Below are 24,272 nucleotides of genomic sequence, written 5' to 3' on the forward strand. Positions count from 1 at the left end.
CCATGACCTCCCGTATCCGCAACGCCTACGATATCCGCGTGGAAGAGGGCGTTCTGACGCCCGACCCGGCCCAGGCCGATGTGATCACCGCCCTGGAGCGGCTGGAGACCGATCTGGGCAAGCGGGGCCTGTTCGGAAAGCCGCCAGAGGTGCGCGGCGTCTATCTTTACGGTCCGCCCGGACGGGGCAAGTCGATGCTGATGGACCTGTTCTATTCGGCGACGCCCGAGCCGCGAAAGACCCGCGCCCACTTCCACGCCTTCATGGCCCGCATCCACGACCTGGTGAAACAATGGCGCGAGGGGGACGCCCGGACGCGCAAGGCCGTGTTCGGGACCCACAAGGGCGACGACCCGATCCCGCCGATCGCCAAGCTGATCGCCTCGGAAGCCCGGCTGCTGTGCTTCGATGAGTTGCAGGTCACCGACATCGCCGACGCCATGATCCTGGGGCGGCTGTTCGAGGCCCTGTTCGAGGACCGGGTGGTGCTGGCCATCACCTCGAACCGCGCGCCGGAGGACCTGTACAAGAACGGCATCAACCGCCAGCTCTTCCTGCCCTTCATCGACATCATCCGTCAGCGTTGCGAGGTTGTGCAGACGGCGGGCGCGCGCGACTGGCGACTGGACCGGATGAGCTCGGCCCAGGTCTGGCACACGCCGGACGACCGCGCCGGGTTCGAGGATTTGTGGCGAGAGCTGAAGGGCGGCGAGCCGGAGGAGCCCGCGCAACTGAAGGTGCTGGGCCGCGATGTCGTGATCAAACGCACCGTGGGCTCGATGGCGCGGGCGACGTTCGATGATCTGTGCGCCAGGCCGCTGGGCCCGCAGGACTATCTGGCCATCGCCGAACGGTTCCACACCCTCTTCCTTGAGGATGTGCCGATCCTGAGCTCGGCCAACCACCATGAGGCGCGGCGCCTGGTGACGCTGGTGGACGCCCTGTACGAGGCCAAGACCAAGCTGATCGTGTTGGCGGCGGCCAGGCCCGAGGCCCTCTATACCGAAGGGGTCGGCGCCTTCGAGTTCGAACGCACCGTGTCACGCTTCAATGAAATGCAGAGCAAGGACTGGCTGGCGCACGTGCGCGAGTGACGGCTAGTGTGGCGCCACAACCGGAGAGTTCCCGATGCGCCGCCTCGCCCTGACCGCCGCCCTTTTGATGATCGCTGCTCCTCTGGCGACAGGACCTGCGATGGCCCAGACGCCAGCCGCCGCGCCTGTGTCCAGCGGTCTGCGCGCCGCAGACGTCAGCGCCTGGCTGACGGGATTGGGCGGCCAGGTCGGGCCGCTGCAGACGGCGGACGGCCAGACCTATTTTGCGGTCAATAATGCGGGCCTGACCTGGGCCGTCTTCTTCCAGAGCTGCCAGGGCGACCTGTGTCAGGACGTGCAGTTCAGCGCTGTCGTGGCCAGCGCAGGCGCGACGCCGGACCTGATCAATAGCTGGAACCGCGACAACCGCTTCCTGAAGGCCTTCTACACGCCGGGCGCGGATGGAAAGACGCCGACCGGGACGGTGCAATATGATGTCCTGACCGTGCCGGGGCAGGGCGTGGAGCAACTTACGGATCCGCTGGCGGTGTGGCTGCAACTGCTGCCGCTGTTCGCCACCCATGTCGGCCTGACGCCGCAGTAGGCGTCGTCTCCTCGTGGAGAGCCTCGGTACGAAAAAAAAGGGCCACAGATCACTCTGTGGCCCTTTCTCATAGGCATCAGGCGCTCAAGCAGCGCGGCTCCGCGAGCCGCGCGTTAGCGCCCGCTGGCGAGTTAAGCCAGCGAAGCGTCGATGTCCTTGCAGGCCTGGAGCAGGCCCTGGACCGAGGCGACCGACTTCTCGAACATCGCCTTTTCTTCGTCGTTGGTGGTGAACTCGACGACCTTCTCGACGCCGTTCGCGCCGATCAGGGCCGGAACGCCGACATAGAGGTCCGACAGGCCGTATTCGCCCGACAGCCAGACGGCGCAAGGCAGGACGCGCTTCTGGTCCAGCAGATAGGACTTGGCCATGGCGATGGCGGATTCAGCCGGGGCGTAGAAGGCCGAGCCGGTCTTCAGCAGGGCCACGATCTCGCCGCCGCCCTTGCGGGTGCGCTCGACGATGGCGTCCAGCTCTTCCTGCGACAGGAAACCGGCGGCGACGGCGTCCGGCAGCGGCAGGCCGCCGACCGTCGAGTGACGCACCATCGGCACCATGTCGTCGCCGTGGCCGCCCAGGGTCCAGGCGTGGATGTCCTGCACCGACACGCCGGTCTTTTCGGCCAGGAAGTAGGCGAAGCGGGCCGAGTCCAGAACGCCGGCCATGCCGACGACCTTCTCCTTGGGCAGACCCGAGAACTTCTGCAGGGCCCAGACCATGGCGTCCAGCGGGTTGGTGATGCAGATGACGAAGGCGTTGGGGGCGTGGGCCTTGATGCCTTCGCCGACGGCCTTCATGACCTTCAGGTTGATGCCGATCAGGTCGTCGCGGCTCATGCCCGGCTTGCGCGGCACGCCAGCGGTGACGATGCAGACGTCGGCGCCCGCGATGTCGGCGTAGTCGTTGGCGCCCTTCAGGGCCACGTCCTGGCCGAAGACGGCCGAGGCTTCAGCGATGTCCAGGGCCTTGCCCTGCGGCGTGCCTTCGGCGATGTCGAACAGGATCACGTCGCCAAGGGCTTCGCGGGCGGCCACGTGGGCCAGGGTGCCGCCGATCATGCCGGCGCCGATAAGGGCGATCTTCGCGCGAGCCATGGATGTCTCCGTTTTTTGCGTGTGCGAAAGGATAAATCGTGCGGGCGGTCTAGACCCCTCGGGCGGCTGTCGCAAGAACCTCGCTTTACGCGTTCGATCGGGCCTGCGAAGGTCGGCGTCTCACAGGAGGATTTGGATGCGCGCTTCCCTGACGCGGAGTTTAACCCTTGGTCTGTTGGCGGCCGCCGTCGCCGCGCCCGCCCTGGCCCAGACCCCGCCCGCGACCATCGGCGACCGCTATATCCCCGCGCCCTGGTGGATGCGTGACCCGGTCATCGCCTCGGTCGGTAATGTGCAGGTCGAGCTTCAGGCCAACCGCGCCTTCGTCTCCGCCAGCTTCCAGTCGGTGGAGCGCAGCGTGAACGACGCCTCGCGCGCCGCCGCCGATCAGGTGCGTGCGCTCAGCCAGGCGCTGGCGGGCTATGGCGCCGACAAGGTGCGGGTCGAGACCAGCGTCACCACACGGCCCATCTACGACCAGTACCGCGATGGCGACGGCGTCATACGCGACAACACCCGCGCCGACCGGATCGCGCGTTATCAGGCCGACGCCGCCGTGCGCGTCACCGTGCGCGACGTGGCCCTGATCGAGCGGGTGTACGCCACCATCGTCGCCTCGCGCCCGACCTCTATCGGCCAGGTCAGCTTCAGCCTGGACCCTGAAAACAGCTGGAAGGCCAATCTGGCGGCCGAGGCGATGAAGGATGCGCGCCGTCGCGCAGAGGCCGCCGCCGCCAATGCGGGCGCGACCCTGGGCCGGGTGCGGATCATCGATCCGTCCGGGCGGGTGTGCCAGACGGACGTGCTGGCGGGCTGGCCGTCCTACGCCGCTTCGGGTCCGGCAACCTCGGTGGATGAGGTCGTGGTCACGGGGGCGAAAGCGATGGAGAGGGCGAACTTCGCACCGCCGCCGCCGCCTGCTGCGCCCGCGGGAGGCGGCGCCCCCAGCGAAGATCAGATCGAGGCGGCGCGCCTGGCTTTGCAGCCGCCGCTCCAGACCCTGACCGACAGCGCCTGCATCATCTACAGCCTGAACTGATCGGAATGGTCTTCTCCGTCGATCCCGCTTTTGAAGCAGGCTCTGTCGCTGCGGGCGAATGGGGTCTGTGCCATGTCCGGCTGCAGGATGATGCGCGCTTTCCCTGGCTGATCCTGATCCCTCGCATCGTGGGGGCGGTGGAGCTGTCCGACCTGACGGCGGATCAGCGGGCGGCGTTGATGGAGGAGACGGTGCGGGCGGGCGAACTGGTCCGGGCCCTGGGCGGCGAAAGCGGTCGGCCTGTCGACAAACTGAACGTCGGCGCCATCGGCAATGTCACCGCGCAATTGCATGTCCATGTCGTCGGGCGTCGCCGCGACGACGGCCTGTGGCCCGATCCGGTCTGGGGGCGGGGACCAGCAGAGCCCTATGGGGGCGATCTGCGGGCGGCTGTTCTGGCGCGGATCACGGGCGCAGCCTAGCCGGGGCGGGTCACCGTCACCGGATGGCGGCGGCCGTTCTGGATCAGGGCGCCGGTCCAGCCTGCGCCCGCCTGTTGCAGGTGCAGTTCGCCGCCGGTGATCGGCACGATGACGGTCTGACCGTCCGTTGTCGCGGGACCTGCCGGGCCGCTGTGTTCAACGCCGGGGCGGTCGTCCAGTCTGGTCCAGGCGCCTTCGATCATCCGTCCGCCGCCCCGGTCGGTCAGAGCCAGGGACAGGAACGGCCTGCCGTCCCCGCCCGTCACGCGCCAGCGGCCGTCCAGCGGACCCATCCGGCGGTCGGTGTCGAGTTCGGCCTGGGCCACGCCCTGATCATAGGCGATCTCCATGTCCGACGGACTGACCTCATAACTGGCGGCATAGGCGTCGACGGTCACGGGCCGGGTCAGGGGCGCGCGATGTCGGATCGTCTCGCCGTCACCCTGCGCCGGAGTCCGACCAAAGTCGGAGGGCGGTTCAAAAGGTCGGATGGCCGGGGGCTGATAGGTTTCCGGCGTCGCGTCCAGCGGTCCATAGGTCGCCTGGACGGTCAAGGCTGAGGCGAAGGCGAGCCAGATCATGGGCTTACCCTGCCAAACCCTGGCCCGAGGCGCAAAGTCTCGGATTGCAAAGCGCGCAATCGTGATCGGGTGTGACGGACGGTTCGCGCAGGACACATTGCAACACTTGTTGACGCCGTTTGTTGACACCGCCGCCTTGGGGTCACAAAAGCCTTCGCAACCGCACACGGCGTTTGAATTCATTCGCTTTTGAGAACGATTCGCATGACTCAGCCTAGCCCGACCAAGGGGGGGGCGACAGGCGACCGGACCGGTCGTTTCGTCACCCAGCCGAACGGTCACGTCACCCCGCTGTCCCCGCACATGGAAGTCTGGCGCTGGCACGTCACCATGACGGCCTCGATCCTGTTCCGCGCTACGATCATCGCCGCCAGCGTCGGCCTGGTGATCCTGGTGGGCTGGCTGGGCGTCCTGGCCTTCGGGCCTGAGCACTACGCCTGCTTCCTTGATCTGGCGGGATCGCCGCTGGGTCTGTTCGTCGGCTTCGGTCTGACGGTGGTGCTGTTCTCCTTCATCCTGAACGGCGCGCGTCACCTGACCAATGACACAGGGGCGGGCCTGACGCTGAAGTCGGCCAATCTGTTGTCCAATATCGCGGTCTGGGCGCCTGTGCCCCTGGCCGTGCTGTTCTGGGTCGTTCTGTTCGCTGCCGGGAGGGTCTCGCTGTGAGCGGCGCCGCCAAGTTCAAGAACAACGTCAAGGTTTCCGAGCGCCACGGCGCCGGCGAGTGGGCGACCGAACGCGTCGCCCTGCTGGCCCTGATCCCGCTGGGCCTGTGGCTGGCCTCGACGGCCTTCACCCTTGCGGGCGCCTCTTATGAGGTCGTGCTGGCCTGGTTCGCCAACGGCCTGAACGCCGTGCTGCTGGGTCTGACGGCGGTGGTCTTCTTCGGCTTCGCCAGCCTGGCCTGGAAGGTCATCATCGAAGACTACATCCATAAGCCGGGCACCAAGGCGGCGCTGATCGCCGTGCTGAACCTGGTTTGCCTGGTGCTGGCGGCGGCCAGCATCTTCTTCATCACGCGGCTGGCGCTGGGTTCCGCGCCGCTGCCTGCCGGCTTCGGAGCCTGATCTGGTAATGGCTGCTTACGAACTTATCGACCACGAGTACGACGTCGTCGTCGTCGGCGCCGGCGGCTCGGGCCTGCGCGCCGCGCTGGGCGCCGCGCAGCAGGGGCTGAAGGTCGCCTGCGTGACCAAGGTCTTCCCCACACGGAGCCACACCGTCGCGGCGCAAGGCGGCATCTCCGCCTCGCTCGGCAACATGGGCGAGGACAGCTGGCAATGGCACATGTACGACACCGTCAAGGGGTCGGACTGGCTGGGCGACCAGGACTCCATCGAATATCTGGTCCGCAACGCGCCCAAGGCCGTTTACGAGCTGGAGCACTGGGGCGTGCCTTTCAGCCGCACCGATGAAGGCAAGATCTATCAGCGCGCCTTTGGCGGCATGACCCGCAACTTCGGCGAAGGCCCGGTGCAGCGCACCTGCGCCGCCGCCGACCGCACCGGCCATGCCATCCTGCACACCCTGTACGGCCAGTCGGTCCGTCGCGAGGTGAAGTTCTTCGTCGAATATTTCGCGCTGGACCTGATCATGCAGGACGGCGCTTGCACCGGCGTCACCGCACTTCAGCTCGACACGGGCCAACTGCACCAGTTCCGCGCCAAGATGGTGGTTCTGGCCACGGGCGGTTACGGCCGCGCCTACTTCAGCGCCACCTCGGCCCACACCTGCACCGGCGACGGCAACGCCATGGTGCTGCGCGCCGGTCTGCCGCTGCAGGACATGGAGTTCGTCCAGTTCCACCCGACCGGCATCTACGGCGCGGGCTGCCTGATCACCGAGGGCGCACGCGGTGAAGGCGGCTATCTGACCAACTCAGAAGGCGAACGCTTCATGGAGCGCTATGCGCCCACCGTGAAGGACCTGGCCCCGCGCGACATGGTTTCGCGCTCCATGACCATCGAAATCCGCGAAGGTCGCGGCGTGGGGCCCAAGAAGGACCACATCTTCCTGCACCTGGACCACCTGGACCCGAAGATCCTGCATCAGCGTCTGCCGGGCATTTCCGAAAGCGCCAAGATCTTCGCCGGCGTCGACGTAACCAAGGAGCCGATCCCGGTCCTGCCGACCGTCCACTACAATATGGGCGGCATCCCGACGAACTATCACGGCGAGGTGCTGACCCTGCGCGACGGCAACCCCGACAGCGTGGTTCCGGGCCTGATGGCCGTGGGCGAGGCCGCCTGCGTCTCGGTTCACGGCGCCAACCGTCTGGGCTCCAACTCCCTGACCGACCTTGTGGTGTTCGGCCGCGCCGTCGGCCTGCGCTGCGGCGAGGTGGTGGACAAGAACTCGGCCGTGCCGTCCGCCTCCAAGACCCAGACCGACGCCCACCTGGCGCGCCTGGACCGCTTCCGCAACGCCAACGGCTCGACCCCGACCGCTGAACTGCGTCTGTCGATGCAGCAGGCGATGCAGGCCGACGCTGCCGTCTTCCGCACCGGCAAGACGCTGGAAGAGGGCGTCCAGAAACTGCGCGCCATCGACGCGGCAGGTTCGGACATCAAGACCACGGATCGCGGCCTGATCTGGAACACGGACCTGATGGAGACGCTCGAGTACGACAACCTGATCGCTCAGGCTGTGGTCACCATCGAGGGCGGCCTGAACCGCACGGAATCGCGCGGCGCCCACGCCCGCGAGGACTATCCGGACCGCGACGACGTCAACTGGATGAAGCACACCCTGGCGTGGAAGCGTCCGGGCGAAAACGTCCAGATCGACTATCGCCCCGTGCACAACTACACCATGACCGACGAAGTCTCGTACATCGAGCCCAAGGCGCGGGTTTACTAAGATGGTTCAGCTCACACTCCCCAAGGGCTCCAAGCCCGCCAAGGGCAAGGTCCACAAGGCCGCGCCGGGCTCCAAGGACGTCAAGACCTACAAGGTCTATCGCTATGACCCCGAGGTCGACGCCGATCCGCGCTGGGACACCTATGAGGTGCCGACCAGCGACCACGGCCCGATGTTGCTGGACGCCCTGATCCACATCAAGAACACGATCGACCCGACCCTGTCGTTCCGTCGTTCGTGCCGCGAAGGCATCTGCGGCTCCTGCTCGATGAACATCGACGGGCGCAACACCCTGGCCTGCACCAAGGGCTGGGACGAATGCTCGTCGCACAACATCACCATCGCCCCCCTGCCGCACCAGCCGGTGGTCAAGGACCTGGTGACGGACCTGAGCCTGTTCTACGCCCAGTACGACTCGATCCAGCCCTATCTGCAATCGGATGAGCCGGACCCTGAGAAGGAACGCCTGCAGACCCCGGCCGAGCGCGAGAAGCTGGACGGCCTGTACGAGTGCATCCTGTGCGCCTGCTGCTCGACCTCCTGCCCCAGCTACTGGTGGAATCAGGAAGAGTACCTCGGCCCGGCGGCGCTGCTGCAATCCTATCGCTGGATTTCCGACAGCCGCGACGACGCGACCCAGAAGCGCCTCGACGACCTTGAAGACCCGTTCAAGCTGTATCGCTGCCACACGATCATGAACTGCGCCCAGGTCTGCCCCAAGGGTCTGAACCCGGCCAAGGCCATCGCCGAGACCAAGAAGCTGATGGTCGCGCCCAGCCGCAAGAAACAGGCGGCCTGATCGTTTCGCCCGTTTCCTCCATGCCTGCGGTTCTGTTGTTCTCCTATGGGACGTTGCAGGATCCGGCGGTGCAGATGGCCAATTTTGGTCGTCTGCTGGAGGGAACGGCGGATCAGCTTGTCGGGTTCATGCGGTCGCTGGTCGAGATCACAGACCCTGAAGTGGTCGCTGAAAGCGGGCTGACGCACCATCCCATCGTGAGGGCCAGCAACGATCCAGCGGACAGGATCGACGGCACGGTCTTTCGGATAACCGAAGACGAACTGGTCGCCGCTGATGCCTATGAGGTCGACGACTATCGTCGTGTCAGCGTGAAGCTGGCGTCCGGGCTTGAAGCCTGGGTTTATATTGCGGCCTGATCTACGCCGCGCATTCAACCTGTGTTAGCAGCCCGACATGGCCAAGATCACCTACATCGAAAATGACGGGACCCAGCACGCGGTCGAGGTCAAGAACGGCCTTTCCGTCATGGAAGGCGCGATCCGCAACAATGTGCCGGGCATCGACGCCGACTGCGGGGGCGCCTGCGCCTGCGCCACCTGCCATGTCTATGTGGACGAGGCCTGGCGCGATGCGACGGGCAAGCCCAGCGCCATGGAGGAATCGATGCTGGACTTCGCCGAAGAGGTCGAACCGAACAGCCGCCTGTCGTGCCAGATCCGCGTCTCCGACGCTCTGGACGGCCTGATCGTGCGTCTTCCCGAAAACCAGCACTGACATGGCCCGGGTCGATCCCGGGTTAGTCGAGACCATCGGTCACTGGATCGAACAGGCGGACGCGGATGCGCCGCCGCCCATTCTGGGCATCGCCGGGTCGCAGGGCTCGGGAAAGTCGACCTTGGCTCATGCCGTCGCCGAACGGTTCGGCTGCGCGGCCCTGTCGCTGGACGACGTCTATCTGACCAAGGCCGAACGTCAGGCGCTGGCGAGGGATGTCCATCCGCTGTTCGCCACCCGCGGCCCGCCGGGCACCCATGATCTGGGCCTGTTGAACCGGGTGCTGGATCGGTTGCGAAGCGCCGGGCCAGGCGACGCCACGCCCCTGCCGCGCTTTGACAAGCTGGCGGACGACCGGGCGCCCGAGGCGGACTGGCCGGTGTTTCAGGGACGTCCCGCTGCGATCATTCTGGAAGGCTGGTGCCTGGGCGCTCAAGCCCAGACGCAAGCGATGCTAGCGTCGCCCGTCAATGAACTGGAGCGGACCCGCGACGCCGACGGCCGCTGGCGGCGTGAAATCAATGATGGACTGGCCGGGGCCTATGCGGACCTGACCACGCGTCTGGATAGGTTGATCTTCCTGCGCGCACCCGAATTCGCCCGCGTGCTGGACTGGCGCAGCGAGCAGGAGGCCGGGCTTTTGGGCGTGCCGACGCTGTCGCCCGAACACCGCGCCGCCATCGCTGATTTCATCCGCTTCTACGAACGGTTGACCCGACACATGATGGACGGCGGAATAGCGGCTGATTTCACGGCCACGCTTGACCCTGAACGACATCCGGTCGCCATTACCGGCCGTCTGTAGCGTTTCAGAGTATGTGGTTTGTTCGGGTTGAAATTCGGGCGCGGGAAAACGGCTCGCGCTGATCGGCGTCTAAACCCGCGCAAACTGGTCAATGTCCCAGGCGTGGTGTCTGCGCCAAGCGTGGAGATGGCCTGCATCATCGTTGACCTGTCGGACGGGGGCATGAAGCTGCGTCTGGACCGGGGGACAACCCTGCCGCCCGAGGTCGCCGTCATCGATGTGGCGGACGGCGTGGCCTATTCCGCCGTGGTGGTCTGGCAGAGGCGGCAGGAGGCGGGCCTGCGCCAGACCGGGGCCGTCTCCCTGCGGGGACTGGTTCCGGCGCGCATGGCTGGCGCCCGCGACGCCTGGCTGCGGGTCGGCGGGGGCTAGAAGCCGGCGGGCATGGTCCCGGCGTTGATGGCGATGCGGCCGACCAATCCCTTGACGATCAGGTCCAGGGCCGAACCCTCGCGATAATCGGCGGCGGCGACGAAGTTCACCCGGTCTTCCGAGATCAGGGAATAGACCTTCTTCTGGTCCTTTTCGTTCGAGCGCGGGTCATAGACGGCGATGGAGAAACCGCCCTTGGTGTGCATCATCTTCATGGTCGGAACATCGGTGTCGCCGTCGCCGATGAAGATCATCCGCTCGAACGGCACCGGGCGCTCGTCGTCGGGAATGAAGTGGTTGATCCGCTCATGCTCCCAATGGTTGTTCACGCCCTTGTTGATGCGGAATAGGTACTGGGTCTTGGTGGTGTAGTTGACGCCCACCGCAGGCCAGGCGGCCTCGCCCTGTTCATTATAGACGTAGTGAGAGGCGAAGACGTGCTTCAGGGCGGGGCGGATCGGCGTGCCCTCGATCATCTCCTCCAGCCCGGCGGAGATGATGTAGTGTTCGATCTCCAGGCCGTAGCGGGCGCCGAAGGCGTTGATCCGGTCGAACCAACTTAGGTCTTTCAGGCCTTCGAACAGAGCCACCGCCTCACCGTGCTGGCGCAGGGTCTCGCGCGTCACCGGGGCGCCGTTCTGACGGGCGTGGTGCAGCATCAACTGCATGTACATCAGGATGCCGTCGCCGTCGGCCTGCTTGGTCAGGCGTTCAGCCTCCTCCCAGAAGGCGCCGATGTCCACGCCCACCGAGGGGATGAAGCTGACCTCCTGCATATTGCCGCGCGCCAGCGTTCCGTCGAAATCATAGATCAGGGCGGTCTTCAGCAGCGGGGTCTTGTCGGTGTCGGCCATGCGGGCGGGATCCTTCGTCGAACCCGCCCTGTATATCAGTCGACGGCGCCCGTCGATTGCCGCCTCTGGCCGAAGGTCGGGGCCGCCGCCTTCTGTTCGGCCCAATAGTCGGCGCCCGTCGTGGGCTTGAACATGGTGCGCGGGGCGCCGTTGCGCGCCACCACGGCGAAGGTGTTGGTCGAGGCCTGATAGATCAGGGTGTCGCCATTGGGCCGTTTCACCGTTTCGGCGTCGCGCGGCGGCCGGGTGGTGAAGGTGGTGACCTTGTCCAGATAGTCTTCGGCGGACTTGGCGTTGAAGTCGGCGCCGTTGCGGGCATAGAGGCGGGCGATCTTGTCGTCCGTCGTCTCTCGACGATTGGCGGTCAGGACTGGCTTGGCGACAGGGGCGGCTTCCGTCTCGACCGGAGCCGCAGAAGTCAGGGCCTGTGGCTGGGCGTCAGCGGTTCGGTCGCGTGTCTCGACCGCCGAGGGGCGGTCACATCCGGCCAGGCCCATCAGGCCCAGTGCGGCGAGGGCGGCGAGCCCCTTGGTCAGCGTGGTCATCATTCCCCCTGCGAATGCGCGTATGGCGCGAGGTAAACACAACCTTGTGGCCGCGACAATCTCTCGGTCTCGCGTCTCGACCGCGTCATGCGACGGAGCTAAACCGAACCCATGGACATACGCCCCCTGAGCAATCGTAAGGTGCTGCTGATCGTCGGCGGCGGCATCGCGGCCTATAAGTCGCTTGAGCTCGTTCGGCTGATCGCCAAGGCGGGCGGTCAGACGCGGGTGATCCTGACGGAATCGGGGGCCGAGTTCGTCACGCCCCTGTCGCTGGCGGCGCTGAGCGGCCATCCGGTGCGGTCGGGCCTGTTCCACCCGGAAGAAGAAACCACCATGGGCCATATCGAGCTGTCGCGCTGGGCCGATCTGGTGGTCGTGGCCCCGGCGACGGCGGGCCTGATCGCCAAGGCGGCGAACGGTCTGGCCGATGATCTGGCCTCCACCACCCTGATCGCCACGGACAAGCGGGTGCTGCTGGCCCCGGCCATGAATGTGCGGATGTGGCTGCATCCGGCCGTGCAGGCCAATGTCGAGCGGCTGAAGGCTTTCGACGGCTTCCACGGCGTCGCGGTCGTGGGGCCGGACGACGGCGAGATGGCCTGTGGCGAATACGGGCCCGGACGCATGGCGGAACCTGCAGCCATTCTGAACGCCATCATCGGCCTGATGGCGGGCGCCGCCGGGCGGCCTCTGGCGGGCAAAAAGGCCGTGGTCACGGCTGGGCCGACCTTCGAGCCCATTGACCCGGTGCGGGGCCTGACCAACCGCTCCAGCGGCAAACAGGGCTACGCCATCGCCGCCGCCCTGGCTGAGTTGGGCGCAGATGTGACCCTGGTGTCCGGCCCGACGGCCCTGGGCGCCCCTCCCGGCGTGACGCGGGTGGATGTGGAAAGCGCGTTGGAGATGCAGGCGGCGACGCAGCAAGCGCTGCCCGCCGACATCGCCGTCCTGTCCGCCGCCGTCGCTGACTGGCGCGTGGACATCATCGCGGGCGGCAAGATCAAGAAGGGACCGGGCGGCCCGCCGACCCTGGCTCTGATCGAGAACCCCGACATCTTGAAAGGCGTCGCCGCCCCCGGTCCGAACCGTCCCGCCCTGGTGATCGGCTTCGCCGCCGAGACGACCGATCTGGAGGCCAATGCGCGGGCCAAGCTGTCACGCAAGGGCTGCGACTGGATCCTGGGCAATGACGTGTCCGACGACGTGTTCGGCTCAGACGGCAACGCCGTCCTGCTGGTCACCGCCGACAAGACCGAGACCTGGCCGCGTCAGTCCAAATCCGCCATCGCCCGCGCCGTCGCCGCCCGCATCGCCGATCACTTCAAGAGCCCCGAATGACCGAGCCCACAGCTGTCCAGATCCAGCGTCTGCCCCATTCTGGGGGCCTGCCTCTGCCCGCCTATGAGACGGCGGGATCGGCGGGCATGGACCTGCGCGCCGCCGTGCCGGAGGATCAGCCCCTGACGCTGGCGCCGGGCCAGCGGGTTCTGGTGCCCACAGGTCTGAAGATCGCCCTGCCGCTGGGCTATGAGGCTCAGGTCCGTGCCCGTTCGGGTCTGGCGTTGAAGCACGGCATCATCTGCCCCAACGCCCCCGGCACCATCGACAGCGACTATCGCGGCGAGTGCGGCGTGATCCTGGCCAACATCGGCGCCGAACCCTTCGTCATCCGCCGCGGCGAACGCATCGCCCAGTTGGTGATCGCCAAACACGAACGCGCCGACTGGGTCGAGGTCGAGGAACTGGACGAAACCGCGCGCGGCGCGGGCGGGTTCGGCTCGACGGGGCGATAAGGCTCACCCCGTGGCACGCCCATCAGATGCTGCCGCCGAGGCATCGAGCGGCAAGGGGCATCGTTGCGTGGGCGTCGAGGCCCTGCTCGCGTTTATGACGACGCTCGAACCAGAGACAGGTTGGATCGATCTCGTCGAAACCTATGAGGTCGTGGGGGATCTGGAAATTCCGCGCCTAGATCTCGGCATCTACGGCGATCACGGAGCTTACGGTCAACCTGCCGCGGAACGCCTGCGTTTGGCCGGCGAACGGGTGGAGGCGATGCTGGATGCAGTGTCTCGCGAGTCAAAAGGATTCATTTTCCAAGTCTGGCTCGACAGCGAAGAATATCCGTCCCGCGACTAAACCGGCGGCGCAGTCGTCTGCATCAGGGCTTGGCGACGGCGGATGTGTTCGCGCCAGGCGGTGTAGAGGCCGCTGGCGGCGATGAGGGCGGCGCCGGCCAGGGTGTTGGCGGTGGGCGTCGTCTGCATCAGCCACCAGCCGAAGACGATGGCGCCGACGATCTGCAGATAGTCGAACGGCGCGACCACGGCGACGGGGGCGGCGCGCAGGGAGGCTGTCATGAACAGTTGCGCCAGACCGCCCGCGACCCCGCCAGCAGCCAGCAGGGCGAAGGTGGTCAGGCTGTGCATCTGCCCCACGAAGGGCAGCAGGATGGCGCCCACGATCGACGAGCCGATGAAGAACCAGAAGACGATGGCGGCGACGTGTTCGGTGTCACGCAACTGGCGCAGGGTGATGGTGACGGCGGCGGTCAGCAGCGCCGCCATCAGGCCAAAGGCGATCCCCTCCATCGGCAGGACGTGCTCGCCGCCGGAACCGGGCCGCATGACTATGACCACCCCGACGAAGCCGACGGCGACGGCCGCCCAGCGGCGGAGGCCGACCGCCTCCTTCAGGATCAGGAAGGACAGCAGGGTCGAAAAGATCGGGGCGGTGAAGCTGATGGTCGTGGCGTCAGCCAGCGGTAGCAGGGTCAGGGTCTGGAACAGGCACAGGATGGAGACGATGCCCAGGGCGCTGCGGCCCACGTGCGCCCAGGGTCGCCGCGTGGACAGGGCGCTGAGGCCGCCCTGGCTGGTCATGACCCAGATCAGCACGACCGGCACGCCGAACAGGGCGCGGTAGAACAGCATCTCCGGCGCCACCACCCCGTCCAGCGACGCCAGTTTCAGCACCGCCGACATGACCGAGAAACACCCCGCCGCCGCGATCCGCAGGGCGATGCCGCCCGCGATGTCTTCGGCGCTTGCCTTGGCCGTCATGTCGTCCCTTCTGCGATTGCCGCGAACCCATAGGACCGATAGGCAGGCAAGCCCAGCCCTGAGCGCAGGGAGGTCAAGGAGCGGGACGTCAGAAGAACCGCTCTGGCCCTCACCCTTGGGCTCGAGCCGAGGGTCGGGTTTCAGGCGCGATTGTGCAGCCGGGAGAAGGCCCGCCTTATGGGCGACGGCGCATCTGGTTAGGCGCGCATCAGCGCGCAGGCGTCAGGCCTGACGGAAACCCAGCACGTCCTGCATGTCGTACAGCCCCGGGCGGCGGGTGCGGACCCAGGCGGCGGCGGCGACGGCGCCCTTGGCGAACAGGCTTCGGTCGATGGCCGAATGGCTGAGCGTCAGGACTTCGGCCTCGGAGGCGAACAGCACGGTGTGCTCGCCGATGATGCCGCCGCCCCGGATCGATGAGAAGCCGATCTTGCCGGTCTCGCGCGGGCCCTGAACCCCGTCATAGGGCTTGGACTGGACGTCGGCCAGCTCGGTGAAACGGCCCTCAGCCGCTGCCTCGCCCAGCATCAGGGCGGTGCCGGAGGGCGAATCCACCTTGCGGCGATGATGGGCCTCGGTGACCTCGATATCCCATTCCTGGGCGTCCAGACGTTGGGCCGCGTGCTGGACCAGACCGACCAGGATGTTCACGCCCAACGAGAAATTGCCGCTCTTGACGATGGCGATCTTCTCGGCGGCCTTTTCAAGCTCGGCCTCCTGCTCGGGCGTGAAGCCGGTCGAGCCGATGACCAGGGCCGGGCCGCCGATTTCCGCCGACTGCTGGGCCAGGGCGACCGAGGCGTCGGGCGTCGAGAAGTCGATGATGACGTCGCACAGGGTCAGGTCCGCGCTTTCGCCCCAGTCCAGACGGGCGGCGACGACGACGTCCTCGCGCGCATCCAGCACCTGGGCGACCGCACGGCCCATCCGGCCGCGATAGCCGGAAATGCCGGCGTGGAAGATTGCGCTCAAGCCGCGTTCTCTTTCGACCCGTCCGCATCCTGATTGCCCAGGATGTCGGCCCAGAAACGCTTCGCCTTGCCGGCAAAGCTGGAATTCCTCGGGTTTTGCCCTTCGCCGAACGACAGGGCAAGCTCTTCGAGGAGTTCCTTCTGACGGGGCGTCAGGTCCGTGGGGGTTTCAACGAACAGTTCGACCACCAGATCGCCGCGCTGGCGGCCGTTCAGGTGGGGCATGCCCTTGCCCTTGATGCGGACGGTCTTGCCGGTCTGGGCGCCTGCCGGGACGGAGACGCCCGCCTTGCATTTGCCGTCGCAGGCGTCCGACACCAGGCACGGAGCGTCGATCTCGCCGCCCAGAGCCGCCACCGTCATCGGCACGGGCACGGTGACCAGAAGGTCCAGATTGTCCCGTTCGAACAGGTCGTGCGGTGCAACTGACAGGAAGACATAGAGATCGCCGCGCGGGCCGCCGCGCTGGCCTGCATCGCCCTCGCCAGACAGACGGATGCGCGAGCCGTCGTCGACGCCAGCCGGAACCTTCAGGTTCAGGTTGCGGGTCTTACGGACCTGGCCATGGCCGTGGCAGGTGGTGCAGGGATCGGCGATCATCTGGCCGGCGCCGCCGCAGCGGGGGCAGGTGCGCTCGACCTGGAAGAAGCCGTTGGCCTGGCGCACGCGTCCGGCGCCCTGGCAGGTGGTGCAGGTGACGGGCTTGGTGCCCGGCTTGGCGCCCGAACCCTCGCAGGTTTCGCACGTCAGGGTCGAGGGAATGGCGATCTCGACATCGGCGCCCTTGTAGGCCTGCTCCAGAGTGATCTCGAGATCATAGCGCAGGTCCGAGCCGCGGCGCGGTCCGCCCTGCTGGCCCCGGCCCTGCTGGCGTCCGCCAAAGGCGTCGCCGAACGCATCGCCGAAGACCTGGGAGAAGATGTCGTTGATGTCCGAAAAGCCCTGGCCGCCGCCTTGGCCGAACGGGTTGCCGCCGCCGCCGCCGCCGTTCAGGCCCGCATGGCCGTAGCGGTCATAGACGGCGCGTTTGTCCGCATCCGACAGGACCGTATAGGCCTCGGAGATCTCCTTGAACTGCGCCATCGACTCTTCCGAGCCGCCATTGCGGTCCGGGTGATGGATCATGGCCAGCTTGCGGTAGGCCGATTTCAGACCGGGCGCGTCGATCGTGCGCTCAACGCCCAGAACCTCGTAGTAATCACGCGCCATCGGGCGTTGGTCCTCATACTTCCCCTGCCATCTTCGCTGCGCCTCTGCGAGCACTGATCGAAGACGATGTCCCGACTGACATGGGGGCCGGGACAGACGATGCAAGTTTCATGAAAAGACCCCGCCTATCGCAAGACAAGCGGGGTCCTGTCAGTTCACCGATCTGTTACGGATTAGGCGCTCTTCTTTTCGTCGCCGTCGGCGTCCGAGACTTCCTCGAACTCGGCGTCGACAACACCATCGTCGGCCGGTTGGCCTTCTGCGGCGTCGCCCGAACCCTGCTGGGCGGCGTACATGGCCTCACCCAGCTTCATCGAGGCCTGGACCAGGGTGTTGGTCTTGGCGCGGATGTCTTCCGGGTCCGTGCCCTCGCGGGCGGTCTTCAGCTCGGCCAGACCGGTTTCGATGGCCGTCTTGACGTCGGCCTCGACCTTGTCGCCGTGGTCGGCCAGGGCCTTCTCGGTCGAGTGGATCAGGCTGTCGGCGGCGTTCTGGGCCTCGACCAGATCCTTGCGGGTCTTGTCGGCTGCGGCGTTGGCTTCGGCTTCCTTGACCATGTTCTCGATGTCGGCGTCCGACAGGCCGCCGTTCGCCTGGATGCGGATCGAGTGTTCCTTGTTGGTCGCCTTGTCCTTGGCCGAGACGTTGACGATGCCGTTGGCGTCGATGTCGAAGGCGACCTCGATCTGAGGCATGCCGCGCGGTGCGGGGGGAATGCCCATCAGGTCGAACTGACCCAGGATCTTGTTGTCGGCCGCCATCGGGCGCTCGCCCTGGAAGACGCGGATCGTCACGGCCGACTGGTTGTCGTCAGCGGTCGAGAAGGTCTGGCTCTTCTTGGTCGGGATCGTCGTGTTGCGCTCGATCAGGGGCGTGAAGACGCCGCCCAGGGTTTCAATGCCCAGGGTCAGGGGCGTCACGTCCAGCAGCAGCACGTCCTTGACGTCGCCTTGCAGAACACCGGCCTGAACGGCGGCGCCCAGGGCCACGACCTCGTCAGGGTTCACACCCTTGTGCGGCTCCTTGCCGAAGAATTTCTTCACGGCTTCCTGCACGGCGGGCATGCGGGTCATGCCGCCGACCAGAACGACTTCGTCGATGTCGCCAGCCTTCAGGCCGGCGTCGGCCAGAGCCTTCTTGCAGGGCTCGATCGTGCGGGCGACCAGGTCTTCGACCAGGGCTTCCAGCTTGGCGCGCGACAGTTTGATGTTCAGGTGCAGCGGGCCGGACGCGTTCATGGTGATGAACGGCAGGTTGACCTCGTACTGGGTGGTCGAGGACAGCTCCTTCTTGGCCTTTTCAGCCTCTTCGCGCAGGCGTTGAAGGGCCAGCTTGTCCTGACGCAGGTCGACGCCCTGCTCCTTCTTGAACTCGTCGGCCAGGTAGTCGGCCAGACGGATGTCGAAGTCCTCACCGCCCAGGAAGGTGTCGCCGTTGGTCGACTTCACCTCGAAGACGCCGTCGCCGATCTCCAGGATCGAGACGTCGAAGGTGCCGCCGCCCAGGTCATAGACGGCGATCTTCTGGCCGTCGTTCTTCTCCAGGCCATAGGCCAAAGCAGCCGCGGTCGGCTCGTTGATGATGCGCAGGACTTCCAGGCCGGCGATCTTGCCGGCGTCCTTGGTGGCCTGACGCTGGCTGTCGTTGAAGTAGGCCGGGACGGTGATGACGGCCTGCGTCACCTTCTCGCCCAGATAGGCTTCGGCGGCTTCCTTCATCTTGATCAGGGTGAAGGCCGAGACCTGCTGCGGGGAATAGTCCTTGCCGTGGGCGCGGACCCAGGCGTCGCCGTTCGGACCCTTGACGATCTCATAGGGCACCATGCCCTTGTCCTTCGCCACGACGGGATCGTCGAAGTTGCGGCCGATCAGGCGCTTGATGGCGAAGAAGGTGTTGGCGGGGTTGGTCACAGCCTGGCGCTTGGCGGGCTGGCCCACCAGGGTTTCGCCGCCGTCCTGAAGGGCGACCACCGACGGGGTGGTGCGAGCGCCTTCGGCGTTTTCAATAACCTTGGGGGACTTGCCGTCCATGACGGCGACGCACGAGTTGGTGGTGCCGAGGTCGATACCAATGATCTTGGCCATGAGCGTTCTATTTCTCTCTCGTATCGGCGGGCGATGCGGCGGCCTTCGTCGAAGCACCGCGCGTGACCGCCCCCAGTTGGGTTGGCGTTTGATTTGACTGGATAGCCCCAAGTCTTTCAGGGTTTCTCCGAAGCTGGCCCCGATATGGGAAAGACCCCTGTCCCTGCAAGGGCGAACTGCGATTCAACCAAACCATAGATCGGTGAAATATCGGCTGCGGACCGCGTTCGGGCGCCCCATAGTGAGGCCTGCCGCCCGCAGAGGCGGTGTTTTGGAAAGAGCCGGATGTTGCAAGCCGCCCTGAAAGCCGCCGTCTGCGCCGCTGTGATGTTGAGCGCCGCCAGCGCCGCCGCAGCTCCCGACAAGCCGACCGCGCCTGTCGCACAGTCCCAGGACGGGGCTTCTGCCGACGGTCGGGATCGCCATGTCACCATCAGGAACCGTACCGGCTGGACCATGCTCAGCTTCTATGCGTCGGACGCCAGCACGGACGATTGGGAAGAGGACATCCTGGGCGAAGACGTGCTGGAGAACCGCCAGAACGTCCGCATCAACATCGACGACGGCTCCGGCGCCTGCGAATATGATTTCAAGGCCGAGTTCACCAATGGCGAGGAACTGACCCGCTTTGGCGTCAACGTCTGCGAAGTCAGTGAATACATTTTCACCCGCTGAGACGGCGACGGGGATCGAGGGGTTCCGGCTGTGGCCAGGTGCTCTGGACGCCGAGGCCCAGTCACAGCTGGTGCAGGCGGTGTTTGGGGCGCTGGGGACCGCGCCCCTCTATCGCCCGCAGACGCCGGGCGGTCGGCCCTTCTCGGTCCAGATGAGCAACCTGGGTCCGCTGGGCTGGGTGTCGGACCGGGGCGGTTATCGGTATCAGCCGACCCATCCGGTCACGGGTCAGGCCTGGCCCGCGATCCCGCAGATGCTGCTGGATCTGTGGGCGGCGACGGTCGGCGGGAAACGGGCGCCTGACGCCTGTCTGGTCAATCTGTACCGCGACGGGGCGAAGATGGGATTGCATCAGGATCGCGATGAGGCGGACCTGACCGCTCCGGTCCTGTCGATTTCTCTGGGCGACGCCGCCCAGTTCCGCATTGCTGACGGGGAGGGGCGTACGCGAACCCTGCGCCTGACCAGCGGCGACGTCTGCGCTCTGACGGGGTCGGCCCGTCTGGCGCGCCATGGGATCGATCGGGTTCTTGAGGGATCGTCGCGCCTGATCCCCGGCGGAGGACGGCTGAATCTGACTTTGAGAATTGCTCGCTGAACACCGCGATTTCGTGACTGGACGGATCAAGAGACGCGGGGTCACTGTCCGGCCTTCTCTTTCCCGACCGGAGCGCCGCCGATGACCGTCCTCACCCGTCCTGAAGGTTCCGCCCCCGAAGATCTGCACCTCAGCCGCCGAACCCTCGGCGCTTTGGGCGGCCTCTTGTTCGCGGGCTATGCGACGGCGGCCCTGGCCAAGGAGGCCAAGCCGATCACGACGGACGCCAACGGCCTGACGACTGAGACTGTGACCTACCGGGCGCCCGACGGCTTCAACCTGCCGGCCTATGTCGCGCGTCCGGCGGGGGATGGCCCCTTTCCGGTGGTGATCGTGGTGTCCGAGGTGTTCGGCGTGCACGAATATATCCGCGACATCTGCCGCCGTCTGGCCAAGCAGGGCTATGCCGCCATCGCCCCCGCCTTCTTCGTGCGGGTGGCGGACCCGGCGCCCCTGACCGAGTTCCCAAAGATCATGGAGATCGTGTCGGCGGCTTCCTACGAACAGGTGATGGGCGACATCTCGGCGACGCTGGACTGGTCCAGCCAGCAGTTGTGGGCCAAGGACGGCAAGGTCGGGATCACCGGCTATTGCTGGGGCGGCAAGGTGGTCTGGCAGGCCGCCGCCCGTTTCGCCGCCATTGGCGCGGGCGTGGCCTGGTACGGTCGACTGGCTCCCGCGTCCGATGCGACCCCCGCCCAGATTTCGGCAGGTCAGCCCTGGCCAGTCGATCTGGCCGATGATCTGAAGGCGCCCGTTCTGGGCCTGTACGGCGGCAAGGATCAGGGCATCCCGTTGGAAAGCGTCCAGCGGATGCGTGACGCCCTGCAGAGCGCGGGCGAAACCGCCAGCCAGATCGTGGTCTATGACGATGCGCCGCACGGCTTCCACGCCGATTACCGCGACAGCTATGTCGAGGCGGACGCCAGGGACGGGTGGAGCAAGCTGCTGGCGGTCTTCGATAAAGCGTTAAAACATTGAGCGCCTAATCGCTCATATGGACTGTGGGGACGTCCGAAGACCTTGGGAGGGGTCGAGATGGTCGGCACGCGTTTACAAAAGGCGGCGCTTCTGAGTTTGGGGCTGCTGTTCCTGCCTCTGGCCGCTTGTGGCGGTGGCGGTGGCGGTGGCGGCGGCGGCGGCGGCGGGGGTGGCGTCGTGACCCCGCCTCCTCCTCCTCCTCCGCCGCCCCCGCCTCCGCCGCCACCGCCACCGCCGCCGGTGACGACGTCGCGCGAGTATCTGCGAAACTATGGTCTGGCGAACATCAAGGCGGAGGTCGGCTGGAATGCGGGCGCAACGGGGCGGGGCGTCACCGTCGCCGTGGTGGATTCCGGCATCGCCCTGGATCAGGCCGACATGGTGGGCCGCATCTCAACCGCATCGACCGACGTGGTTGGGAACCGCAACGCTCCCTATGTCGCCGCCAACAGTCACGGCACCCTGGTGTCGGGGGTCATCGCCTCGAACTTCAACGGTTTCGGCACGATCGGCGTGGCCTATGAATCGACCATCCTGTCGATCCGGGCCGACATCTCCGACTGCAAGGACGAGAAGAAGGATGTCTGTTTCGCCAGTTCCGACCTGGTGCGGGCGTTGGATTATGCCGTCAGCCACGGCGTGAAAATCATCAATATGTCGTTGGGCGGCGACGGACGCATGGGCGGGGCGTTCGAGGCGGCGCTGAAGCGGGCGGTGGATTCTGGCGCGGTGATCGTGGCCTCGTCCGGCAATGAGGGCGAGGCTAATCCCGGCTGGCCGGCGCGCTACGCCATCGACCCGGCCTTCCTCGGGGCGGTGGTCGCGGTCGGATCGCACAATGCGGCGAACCAGATGTCGAGCTTCTCGAACCGGGCCGGGGTGACCCAGACGGCCTATCTGTCTGCGCCGGGCGATCAGATTTACACCGGGTGCGATGCGACCCAGTGCTACATCGCCAGCGGCACTTCCTTCTCTGCGCCTCATGTGGCGGGGGCGCTGGCCCTGCTGATGCAGGCCTTTCCCAATCTGACGGCGCGCCAGGCTCTGGCCATCCTGATGGACACCGCGCGGGAAGCCGGTGATCCCGGGCCGGACATCGTCTATGGCCGCGGCCTGCTGGACCTGGGACAGGCGTTCAGGCCCGTCGGCGCCAGTTCGGTGATGCTGGCGAACGGCGCCGCCATCACCACGAGGACAGAGCCCGGCAGCTTCATCGGCGGGGCGTTCGGCGACGCCTTCGGACGGCAGACGGCTTTGAACACCGTATTGTTCGACAGTTATCAACGCATGTTCGCCGTCAATCTGGGCTCGGCCTATCCGACGGCGCCGCGGCGCTCCTATCAGGCCGAACCGTTCGAGCCGTCACGCACGGCCTATCAGACCTTCGCCCTTCCCAACGGCGGGCGGCTGAACCTGATCGCGGCCCAGCCCCAGGCGACGCCTGAGCCGATCGCCCCCCGTCATGATCTGACCCGCCAGCCGTGGATGGGCGACGAACCGCGTCAGGAGGCGATGATCGGCTTTGAAATGGGCCGTCTGGGCTTTTCGGCCTGGCAGGGGCGTGGTGGGGCGTCTTCACCCTTCAGCGGCGGGGCAGGCGACGGGTTTGCCGCCCTGGCTCAGGCCGATCACGCCGTGCGTGGGGTGGTGAAACTGGGTGCCTTCGCTCTGTCGGCCGATACGGGTGGCGGGGATCGCCGGATGCCGCTGCGCCGGGTCGAGGAGGACGCCTCGACCTACAGCCGCGCCAGTCTGGCCTGGCGTCAGCAGAACGGCGGCCTGAGCCTCAGTCTGGGGTCGCTGGATGAGCGGTTGGGGCCGTTGGGCGCCTTCATGCCGTCCGGGTCGGACTTCGCCCTGCCGTCGCGGACCACCTTCTACGCCGTGGGCGGCGACTGGCGGCTGAACACCTGGGCTAGTCTGGTTGGAGAGGTTGGCATGGCACGGTCCGAGATTTCAGGTCGTTTCCTGAACATGGACCGCGCGGCGATCAGTTCGAACTGGCGGGTCGGTCTGCTGGGCGACTGCCGCCTGGTCTGCGACCGGATCAGCTTCACCCTGTCCCAGCCGTTGCGGATCGAGAGCGGCAGCTTCTCCGCCCTGCTGGCCGACGTGCCGCTGGACTATTTCGATCCGCTGACCTGGTCGCGCCGCAGCTTTTCGGCGGCCCCCAGCGGTCGCCAGATCGACTTCACCGTGGGCGCTCAGCGGGCGCTCTCGGACGGGTCTATGCTGACCATCACAGGCGTGGCCAGCCGCGAGCCGGAGCATGTGAAGTCTGCGCCGCCGGCCTTTGCGCTGATCGGCGGCTGGCGGCGCAGTTTCTGATCAGGCCTTGCTGTCGAAGGCGTGCCCATCGGCGGCGGGCGCGGCGTCATAGGGGTTTGCGGCCTTGGGGCCGGACCCCTTGGCGGCGACGACCACCATGGCCGGGCGGATCGTGCGGCCGAACAGTTCAAAGCCGGATTGCATGGTCTGCAGCACCGCGCCACCGGGGACGGTGTCGGACGTCTGTTCGATCATGGCTTCGTGCAGGTGCGGGTTGAAGGCGTCGCCCGGTTCGGGCTTCACCAGCTTCAGGCCGTTGGTGTCGAAGGCCTGAAGCAGCGACTTCTGCGTCAGCTCCAGACCCGTCACCAGACCGGCGGCGGCGCCTTCGGAATCCTTGGGCGCGGCCATCAGGGCGCGCTCCAGATTGTCGGCCACGCCCAGCAGATCCTTGGCGAAGCGCTGGATGGCGAAGGCGCGGGCGTCGTTCTGCTGCGTCTCGGCGCGGCGCTTCAGGTTCTCCATCTCGGCGGCGACGCGCAGGGCGCGGTCCTTCCACTCGTCGCGCTCGGCGATGACGGCGTCCAGCGGGGCCAGATCGTCGCCCCCATCCACGGACGGATGGGCGTCCAGGCCATGTTCGGCATTGGCCTCTGCCGTTTCGGCGTCCAGTTCGTTGAAGTCGTCGTTAAG

General features: G+C 66.5%; 28 protein-coding genes. 19 read left to right on the forward strand and 9 right to left on the reverse strand.

The genetic code is table 11. The features are described 5' to 3' along the window. Positions 1 to 2: 2 nt before the first annotated feature. Positions 3 to 1,094 (forward strand): cell division protein ZapE, encoded by a 1,092-nt coding sequence (gene zapE / locus KWG56_RS16065; protein ID WP_219352902.1) that lies wholly within the window; start codon positions 3 to 5, stop codon positions 1,092 to 1,094. A 34-nt stretch (positions 1,095 to 1,128) separates the two neighbouring features. Beyond that, positions 1,129 to 1,638, forward strand: a complete 510-nt coding sequence (locus KWG56_RS16070) for a YbjN domain-containing protein (protein ID WP_219352903.1) — start codon at positions 1,129 to 1,131, stop codon at positions 1,636 to 1,638. 131 nt (positions 1,639 to 1,769) lie between these two features. Here the strand turns inward: KWG56_RS16070 and mdh are convergent, their stop codons facing one another. Next, positions 1,770 to 2,732: a malate dehydrogenase gene (mdh, locus tag KWG56_RS16075; RefSeq protein ID WP_219352904.1), complete on the reverse strand. Its 963-nt coding sequence runs from the start codon at positions 2,730 to 2,732 to the stop codon at positions 1,770 to 1,772. 175 nt (positions 2,733 to 2,907) lie between these two features. Between mdh and KWG56_RS16080 the strand changes: the two genes are divergently transcribed. Together KWG56_RS16080 and KWG56_RS16085 are read left to right on the forward strand one after the other, a co-directional pair. Next, positions 2,908 to 3,771, forward strand: coding sequence for an SIMPL domain-containing protein (locus KWG56_RS16080; RefSeq protein WP_244999543.1), 864 nt, complete (start codon positions 2,908 to 2,910; stop codon positions 3,769 to 3,771). A 5-nt stretch (positions 3,772 to 3,776) separates the two neighbouring features. Next, positions 3,777 to 4,193 (forward strand): HIT domain-containing protein, encoded by a 417-nt coding sequence (locus KWG56_RS16085; RefSeq protein ID WP_219352906.1) that lies wholly within the window; start codon positions 3,777 to 3,779, stop codon positions 4,191 to 4,193. Here the strand turns inward: KWG56_RS16085 and KWG56_RS16090 are convergent. Continuing rightward, positions 4,190 to 4,774, reverse strand: coding sequence for a hypothetical protein (locus KWG56_RS16090; protein ID WP_201099663.1), 585 nt, complete (start codon positions 4,772 to 4,774; stop codon positions 4,190 to 4,192). The genes KWG56_RS16085 and KWG56_RS16090 overlap by 4 nt on opposite strands. A 204-nt stretch (positions 4,775 to 4,978) precedes the next feature. Here KWG56_RS16090 and sdhC point away from each other — a divergent pair, with 204 nt between their 5' ends. The 8 genes from sdhC to KWG56_RS16130 are packed head-to-tail and all read left to right on the forward strand — an operon-like array spanning position 4,979 to position 10,329. After that, positions 4,979 to 5,443 carry a succinate dehydrogenase, cytochrome b556 subunit gene (sdhC, locus tag KWG56_RS16095; protein ID WP_201099662.1) on the forward strand — a complete coding sequence of 155 codons (465 nt, stop codon included), beginning with the start codon at positions 4,979 to 4,981 and terminating at the stop codon, positions 5,441 to 5,443. After that, complete coding sequence (gene sdhD, locus KWG56_RS16100; protein WP_219352907.1) at positions 5,440 to 5,844, forward strand: succinate dehydrogenase, hydrophobic membrane anchor protein; 405 nt, start codon at positions 5,440 to 5,442, stop codon at positions 5,842 to 5,844. The genes sdhC and sdhD overlap by 4 nt, the downstream gene beginning before the upstream one ends. A gap of 7 nt (positions 5,845 to 5,851) precedes the next feature. After that, positions 5,852 to 7,636, forward strand: a complete 1,785-nt coding sequence (gene sdhA, locus KWG56_RS16105; RefSeq protein ID WP_219352908.1) for a succinate dehydrogenase flavoprotein subunit — start codon at positions 5,852 to 5,854, stop codon at positions 7,634 to 7,636. Between the two features lies 1 nt (position 7,637). After that, positions 7,638 to 8,435, forward strand: coding sequence for a succinate dehydrogenase iron-sulfur subunit (locus KWG56_RS16110; RefSeq protein ID WP_201099659.1), 798 nt, complete (start codon positions 7,638 to 7,640; stop codon positions 8,433 to 8,435). Between the two features lie 20 nt (positions 8,436 to 8,455). Next, positions 8,456 to 8,794 (forward strand): gamma-glutamylcyclotransferase family protein, encoded by a 339-nt coding sequence (locus KWG56_RS16115; protein ID WP_219352909.1) that lies wholly within the window; start codon positions 8,456 to 8,458, stop codon positions 8,792 to 8,794. 37 nt (positions 8,795 to 8,831) lie between these two features. Continuing rightward, a complete protein-coding gene (locus tag KWG56_RS16120) occupies positions 8,832 to 9,152 on the forward strand; it encodes a 2Fe-2S iron-sulfur cluster-binding protein (protein ID WP_219352910.1) in 321 nt (106 codons plus the stop codon). A 1-nt stretch (position 9,153) separates the two neighbouring features. Then, a complete protein-coding gene (locus KWG56_RS16125) occupies positions 9,154 to 9,957 on the forward strand; it encodes a kinase (RefSeq protein ID WP_219352911.1) in 804 nt (267 codons plus the stop codon). A 27-nt stretch (positions 9,958 to 9,984) separates the two neighbouring features. Beyond that, on the forward strand, positions 9,985 to 10,329 hold the full coding sequence (locus KWG56_RS16130; RefSeq protein WP_219352912.1) for a PilZ domain-containing protein: 345 nt from the start codon (positions 9,985 to 9,987) through the stop codon (positions 10,327 to 10,329). Here the strand turns inward: KWG56_RS16130 and KWG56_RS16135 are convergent. Then, positions 10,326 to 11,183 carry an HAD family hydrolase gene (locus tag KWG56_RS16135; RefSeq protein WP_201099654.1) on the reverse strand — a complete coding sequence of 286 codons (858 nt, stop codon included), beginning with the start codon at positions 11,181 to 11,183 and terminating at the stop codon, positions 10,326 to 10,328. The two genes, KWG56_RS16130 and KWG56_RS16135, sit on opposite strands and share 4 nt — an antisense overlap. A gap of 35 nt (positions 11,184 to 11,218) precedes the next feature. After that, the gene (locus KWG56_RS16140; protein WP_244999544.1) at positions 11,219 to 11,728 is read right to left on the reverse strand and encodes an S-type pyocin family protein; all 510 of its coding nucleotides are present in this window, start codon (positions 11,726 to 11,728) and stop codon (positions 11,219 to 11,221) included. Between the two features lie 111 nt (positions 11,729 to 11,839). On the opposite strand from KWG56_RS16140, the gene coaBC reads away from it, so the two are divergent. The 3 genes from coaBC to KWG56_RS16155 are packed head-to-tail and all read left to right on the forward strand — an operon-like array spanning position 11,840 to position 13,870. Then, complete coding sequence (gene coaBC, locus KWG56_RS16145; RefSeq protein ID WP_219352914.1) at positions 11,840 to 13,069, forward strand: bifunctional phosphopantothenoylcysteine decarboxylase/phosphopantothenate--cysteine ligase CoaBC; 1,230 nt, start codon at positions 11,840 to 11,842, stop codon at positions 13,067 to 13,069. Next, on the forward strand, positions 13,066 to 13,524 hold the full coding sequence (dut, locus tag KWG56_RS16150) for a dUTP diphosphatase (protein WP_219352915.1): 459 nt from the start codon (positions 13,066 to 13,068) through the stop codon (positions 13,522 to 13,524). The genes coaBC and dut overlap by 4 nt, the downstream gene beginning before the upstream one ends. Before the next feature lie 10 nt (positions 13,525 to 13,534). Then, complete coding sequence (locus KWG56_RS16155; RefSeq protein WP_219373668.1) at positions 13,535 to 13,870, forward strand: hypothetical protein; 336 nt, start codon at positions 13,535 to 13,537, stop codon at positions 13,868 to 13,870. Here the strand turns inward: KWG56_RS16155 and KWG56_RS16160 are convergent. The 4 genes from KWG56_RS16160 to dnaK all read right to left on the reverse strand — a co-directional run bounded on the left by KWG56_RS16160 (position 13,867) and on the right by dnaK (position 19,057). Then, entirely contained in the window at positions 13,867 to 14,793 is a 927-nt protein-coding gene (locus tag KWG56_RS16160; protein ID WP_219352917.1) for a DMT family transporter, read from the reverse strand. The genes KWG56_RS16155 and KWG56_RS16160 overlap by 4 nt on opposite strands. A 222-nt stretch (positions 14,794 to 15,015) precedes the next feature. Beyond that, positions 15,016 to 15,765, reverse strand: coding sequence for a 4-hydroxy-tetrahydrodipicolinate reductase (gene dapB, locus KWG56_RS16165; protein ID WP_219352918.1), 750 nt, complete (start codon positions 15,763 to 15,765; stop codon positions 15,016 to 15,018). Continuing rightward, positions 15,762 to 16,973 (reverse strand): molecular chaperone DnaJ, encoded by a 1,212-nt coding sequence (gene dnaJ, locus KWG56_RS16170; RefSeq protein WP_219352919.1) that lies wholly within the window; start codon positions 16,971 to 16,973, stop codon positions 15,762 to 15,764. Before dnaJ ends, dapB begins: the two co-directional genes overlap by 4 nt. Before the next feature lie 173 nt (positions 16,974 to 17,146). Beyond that, positions 17,147 to 19,057 carry a molecular chaperone DnaK gene (gene dnaK / locus KWG56_RS16175; RefSeq protein WP_201099646.1) on the reverse strand — a complete coding sequence of 637 codons (1,911 nt, stop codon included), beginning with the start codon at positions 19,055 to 19,057 and terminating at the stop codon, positions 17,147 to 17,149. Positions 19,058 to 19,342: 285 nt separating this feature from the next. Here dnaK and KWG56_RS16180 point away from each other — a divergent pair, with 285 nt between their 5' ends. The 4 genes from KWG56_RS16180 (at position 19,343) to KWG56_RS16195 (ending at position 23,639) form a co-directional block, all read left to right on the forward strand. Further along, positions 19,343 to 19,732 (forward strand): hypothetical protein, encoded by a 390-nt coding sequence (locus KWG56_RS16180; protein WP_219352920.1) that lies wholly within the window; start codon positions 19,343 to 19,345, stop codon positions 19,730 to 19,732. After that, the gene (locus KWG56_RS16185; protein WP_244999545.1) at positions 19,710 to 20,330 is read left to right on the forward strand and encodes an alpha-ketoglutarate-dependent dioxygenase AlkB; all 621 of its coding nucleotides are present in this window, start codon (positions 19,710 to 19,712) and stop codon (positions 20,328 to 20,330) included. The genes KWG56_RS16180 and KWG56_RS16185 overlap by 23 nt, the downstream gene beginning before the upstream one ends. 81 nt (positions 20,331 to 20,411) lie before the next feature. Further along, on the forward strand, positions 20,412 to 21,311 hold the full coding sequence (locus KWG56_RS16190) for a dienelactone hydrolase family protein (RefSeq protein ID WP_219352921.1): 900 nt from the start codon (positions 20,412 to 20,414) through the stop codon (positions 21,309 to 21,311). Positions 21,312 to 21,551: 240 nt separating this feature from the next. Then, a complete protein-coding gene (locus tag KWG56_RS16195; protein ID WP_244999546.1) occupies positions 21,552 to 23,639 on the forward strand; it encodes a S8 family peptidase in 2,088 nt (695 codons plus the stop codon). Here the strand turns inward: KWG56_RS16195 and grpE are convergent, their stop codons facing one another. Next, entirely contained in the window at positions 23,640 to 24,212 is a 573-nt protein-coding gene (gene grpE, locus KWG56_RS16200; RefSeq protein WP_373274063.1) for a nucleotide exchange factor GrpE, read from the reverse strand. Between the last annotated feature and the right edge of the window lie 60 nt (positions 24,213 to 24,272).

Origin of the sequence: Brevundimonas nasdae (genome assembly GCF_019395145.1) — a bacterium.
Taxonomy (GTDB): Bacteria; Pseudomonadota; Alphaproteobacteria; order Caulobacterales; family Caulobacteraceae; genus Brevundimonas; species Brevundimonas nasdae.

What these genes read in the sequence shown, in the direction of transcription:
- zapE (WP_219352902.1), top strand. Translation starts at nt 3, where the DNA reads ATGACCTCCCGTATCCGCAACGCCTACGATATCCGCGTGGAAGAGGGC.
- KWG56_RS16070 (WP_219352903.1), top strand. Translation starts at nt 1,129, where the DNA reads ATGCGCCGCCTCGCCCTGACCGCCGCCCTTTTGATGATCGCTGCTCCT.
- mdh (WP_219352904.1), bottom strand. Translation starts at nt 2,732, where the DNA reads ATGGCTCGCGCGAAGATCGCCCTTATCGGCGCCGGCATGATCGGCGGC.
- KWG56_RS16085 (WP_219352906.1), top strand. Translation starts at nt 3,777, where the DNA reads ATGGTCTTCTCCGTCGATCCCGCTTTTGAAGCAGGCTCTGTCGCTGCG.
- KWG56_RS16090 (WP_201099663.1), bottom strand. Translation starts at nt 4,774, where the DNA reads ATGATCTGGCTCGCCTTCGCCTCAGCCTTGACCGTCCAGGCGACCTAT.
- sdhC (WP_201099662.1), top strand. Translation starts at nt 4,979, where the DNA reads ATGACTCAGCCTAGCCCGACCAAGGGGGGGGCGACAGGCGACCGGACC.
- sdhA (WP_219352908.1), top strand. Translation starts at nt 5,852, where the DNA reads ATGGCTGCTTACGAACTTATCGACCACGAGTACGACGTCGTCGTCGTC.
- KWG56_RS16110 (WP_201099659.1), top strand. Translation starts at nt 7,638, where the DNA reads ATGGTTCAGCTCACACTCCCCAAGGGCTCCAAGCCCGCCAAGGGCAAG.
- KWG56_RS16115 (WP_219352909.1), top strand. Translation starts at nt 8,456, where the DNA reads ATGCCTGCGGTTCTGTTGTTCTCCTATGGGACGTTGCAGGATCCGGCG.
- KWG56_RS16120 (WP_219352910.1), top strand. Translation starts at nt 8,832, where the DNA reads ATGGCCAAGATCACCTACATCGAAAATGACGGGACCCAGCACGCGGTC.
- KWG56_RS16125 (WP_219352911.1), top strand. Translation starts at nt 9,154, where the DNA reads ATGGCCCGGGTCGATCCCGGGTTAGTCGAGACCATCGGTCACTGGATC.
- KWG56_RS16135 (WP_201099654.1), bottom strand. Translation starts at nt 11,183, where the DNA reads ATGGCCGACACCGACAAGACCCCGCTGCTGAAGACCGCCCTGATCTAT.
- KWG56_RS16140 (WP_244999544.1), bottom strand. Translation starts at nt 11,728, where the DNA reads ATGACCACGCTGACCAAGGGGCTCGCCGCCCTCGCCGCACTGGGCCTG.
- coaBC (WP_219352914.1), top strand. Translation starts at nt 11,840, where the DNA reads ATGGACATACGCCCCCTGAGCAATCGTAAGGTGCTGCTGATCGTCGGC.
- dut (WP_219352915.1), top strand. Translation starts at nt 13,066, where the DNA reads ATGACCGAGCCCACAGCTGTCCAGATCCAGCGTCTGCCCCATTCTGGG.
- KWG56_RS16160 (WP_219352917.1), bottom strand. Translation starts at nt 14,793, where the DNA reads ATGACGGCCAAGGCAAGCGCCGAAGACATCGCGGGCGGCATCGCCCTG.
- dnaJ (WP_219352919.1), bottom strand. Translation starts at nt 16,973, where the DNA reads ATGGCGCGTGATTACTACGAGGTTCTGGGCGTTGAGCGCACGATCGAC.
- dnaK (WP_201099646.1), bottom strand. Translation starts at nt 19,057, where the DNA reads ATGGCCAAGATCATTGGTATCGACCTCGGCACCACCAACTCGTGCGTC.
- KWG56_RS16180 (WP_219352920.1), top strand. Translation starts at nt 19,343, where the DNA reads ATGTTGCAAGCCGCCCTGAAAGCCGCCGTCTGCGCCGCTGTGATGTTG.
- KWG56_RS16190 (WP_219352921.1), top strand. Translation starts at nt 20,412, where the DNA reads ATGACCGTCCTCACCCGTCCTGAAGGTTCCGCCCCCGAAGATCTGCAC.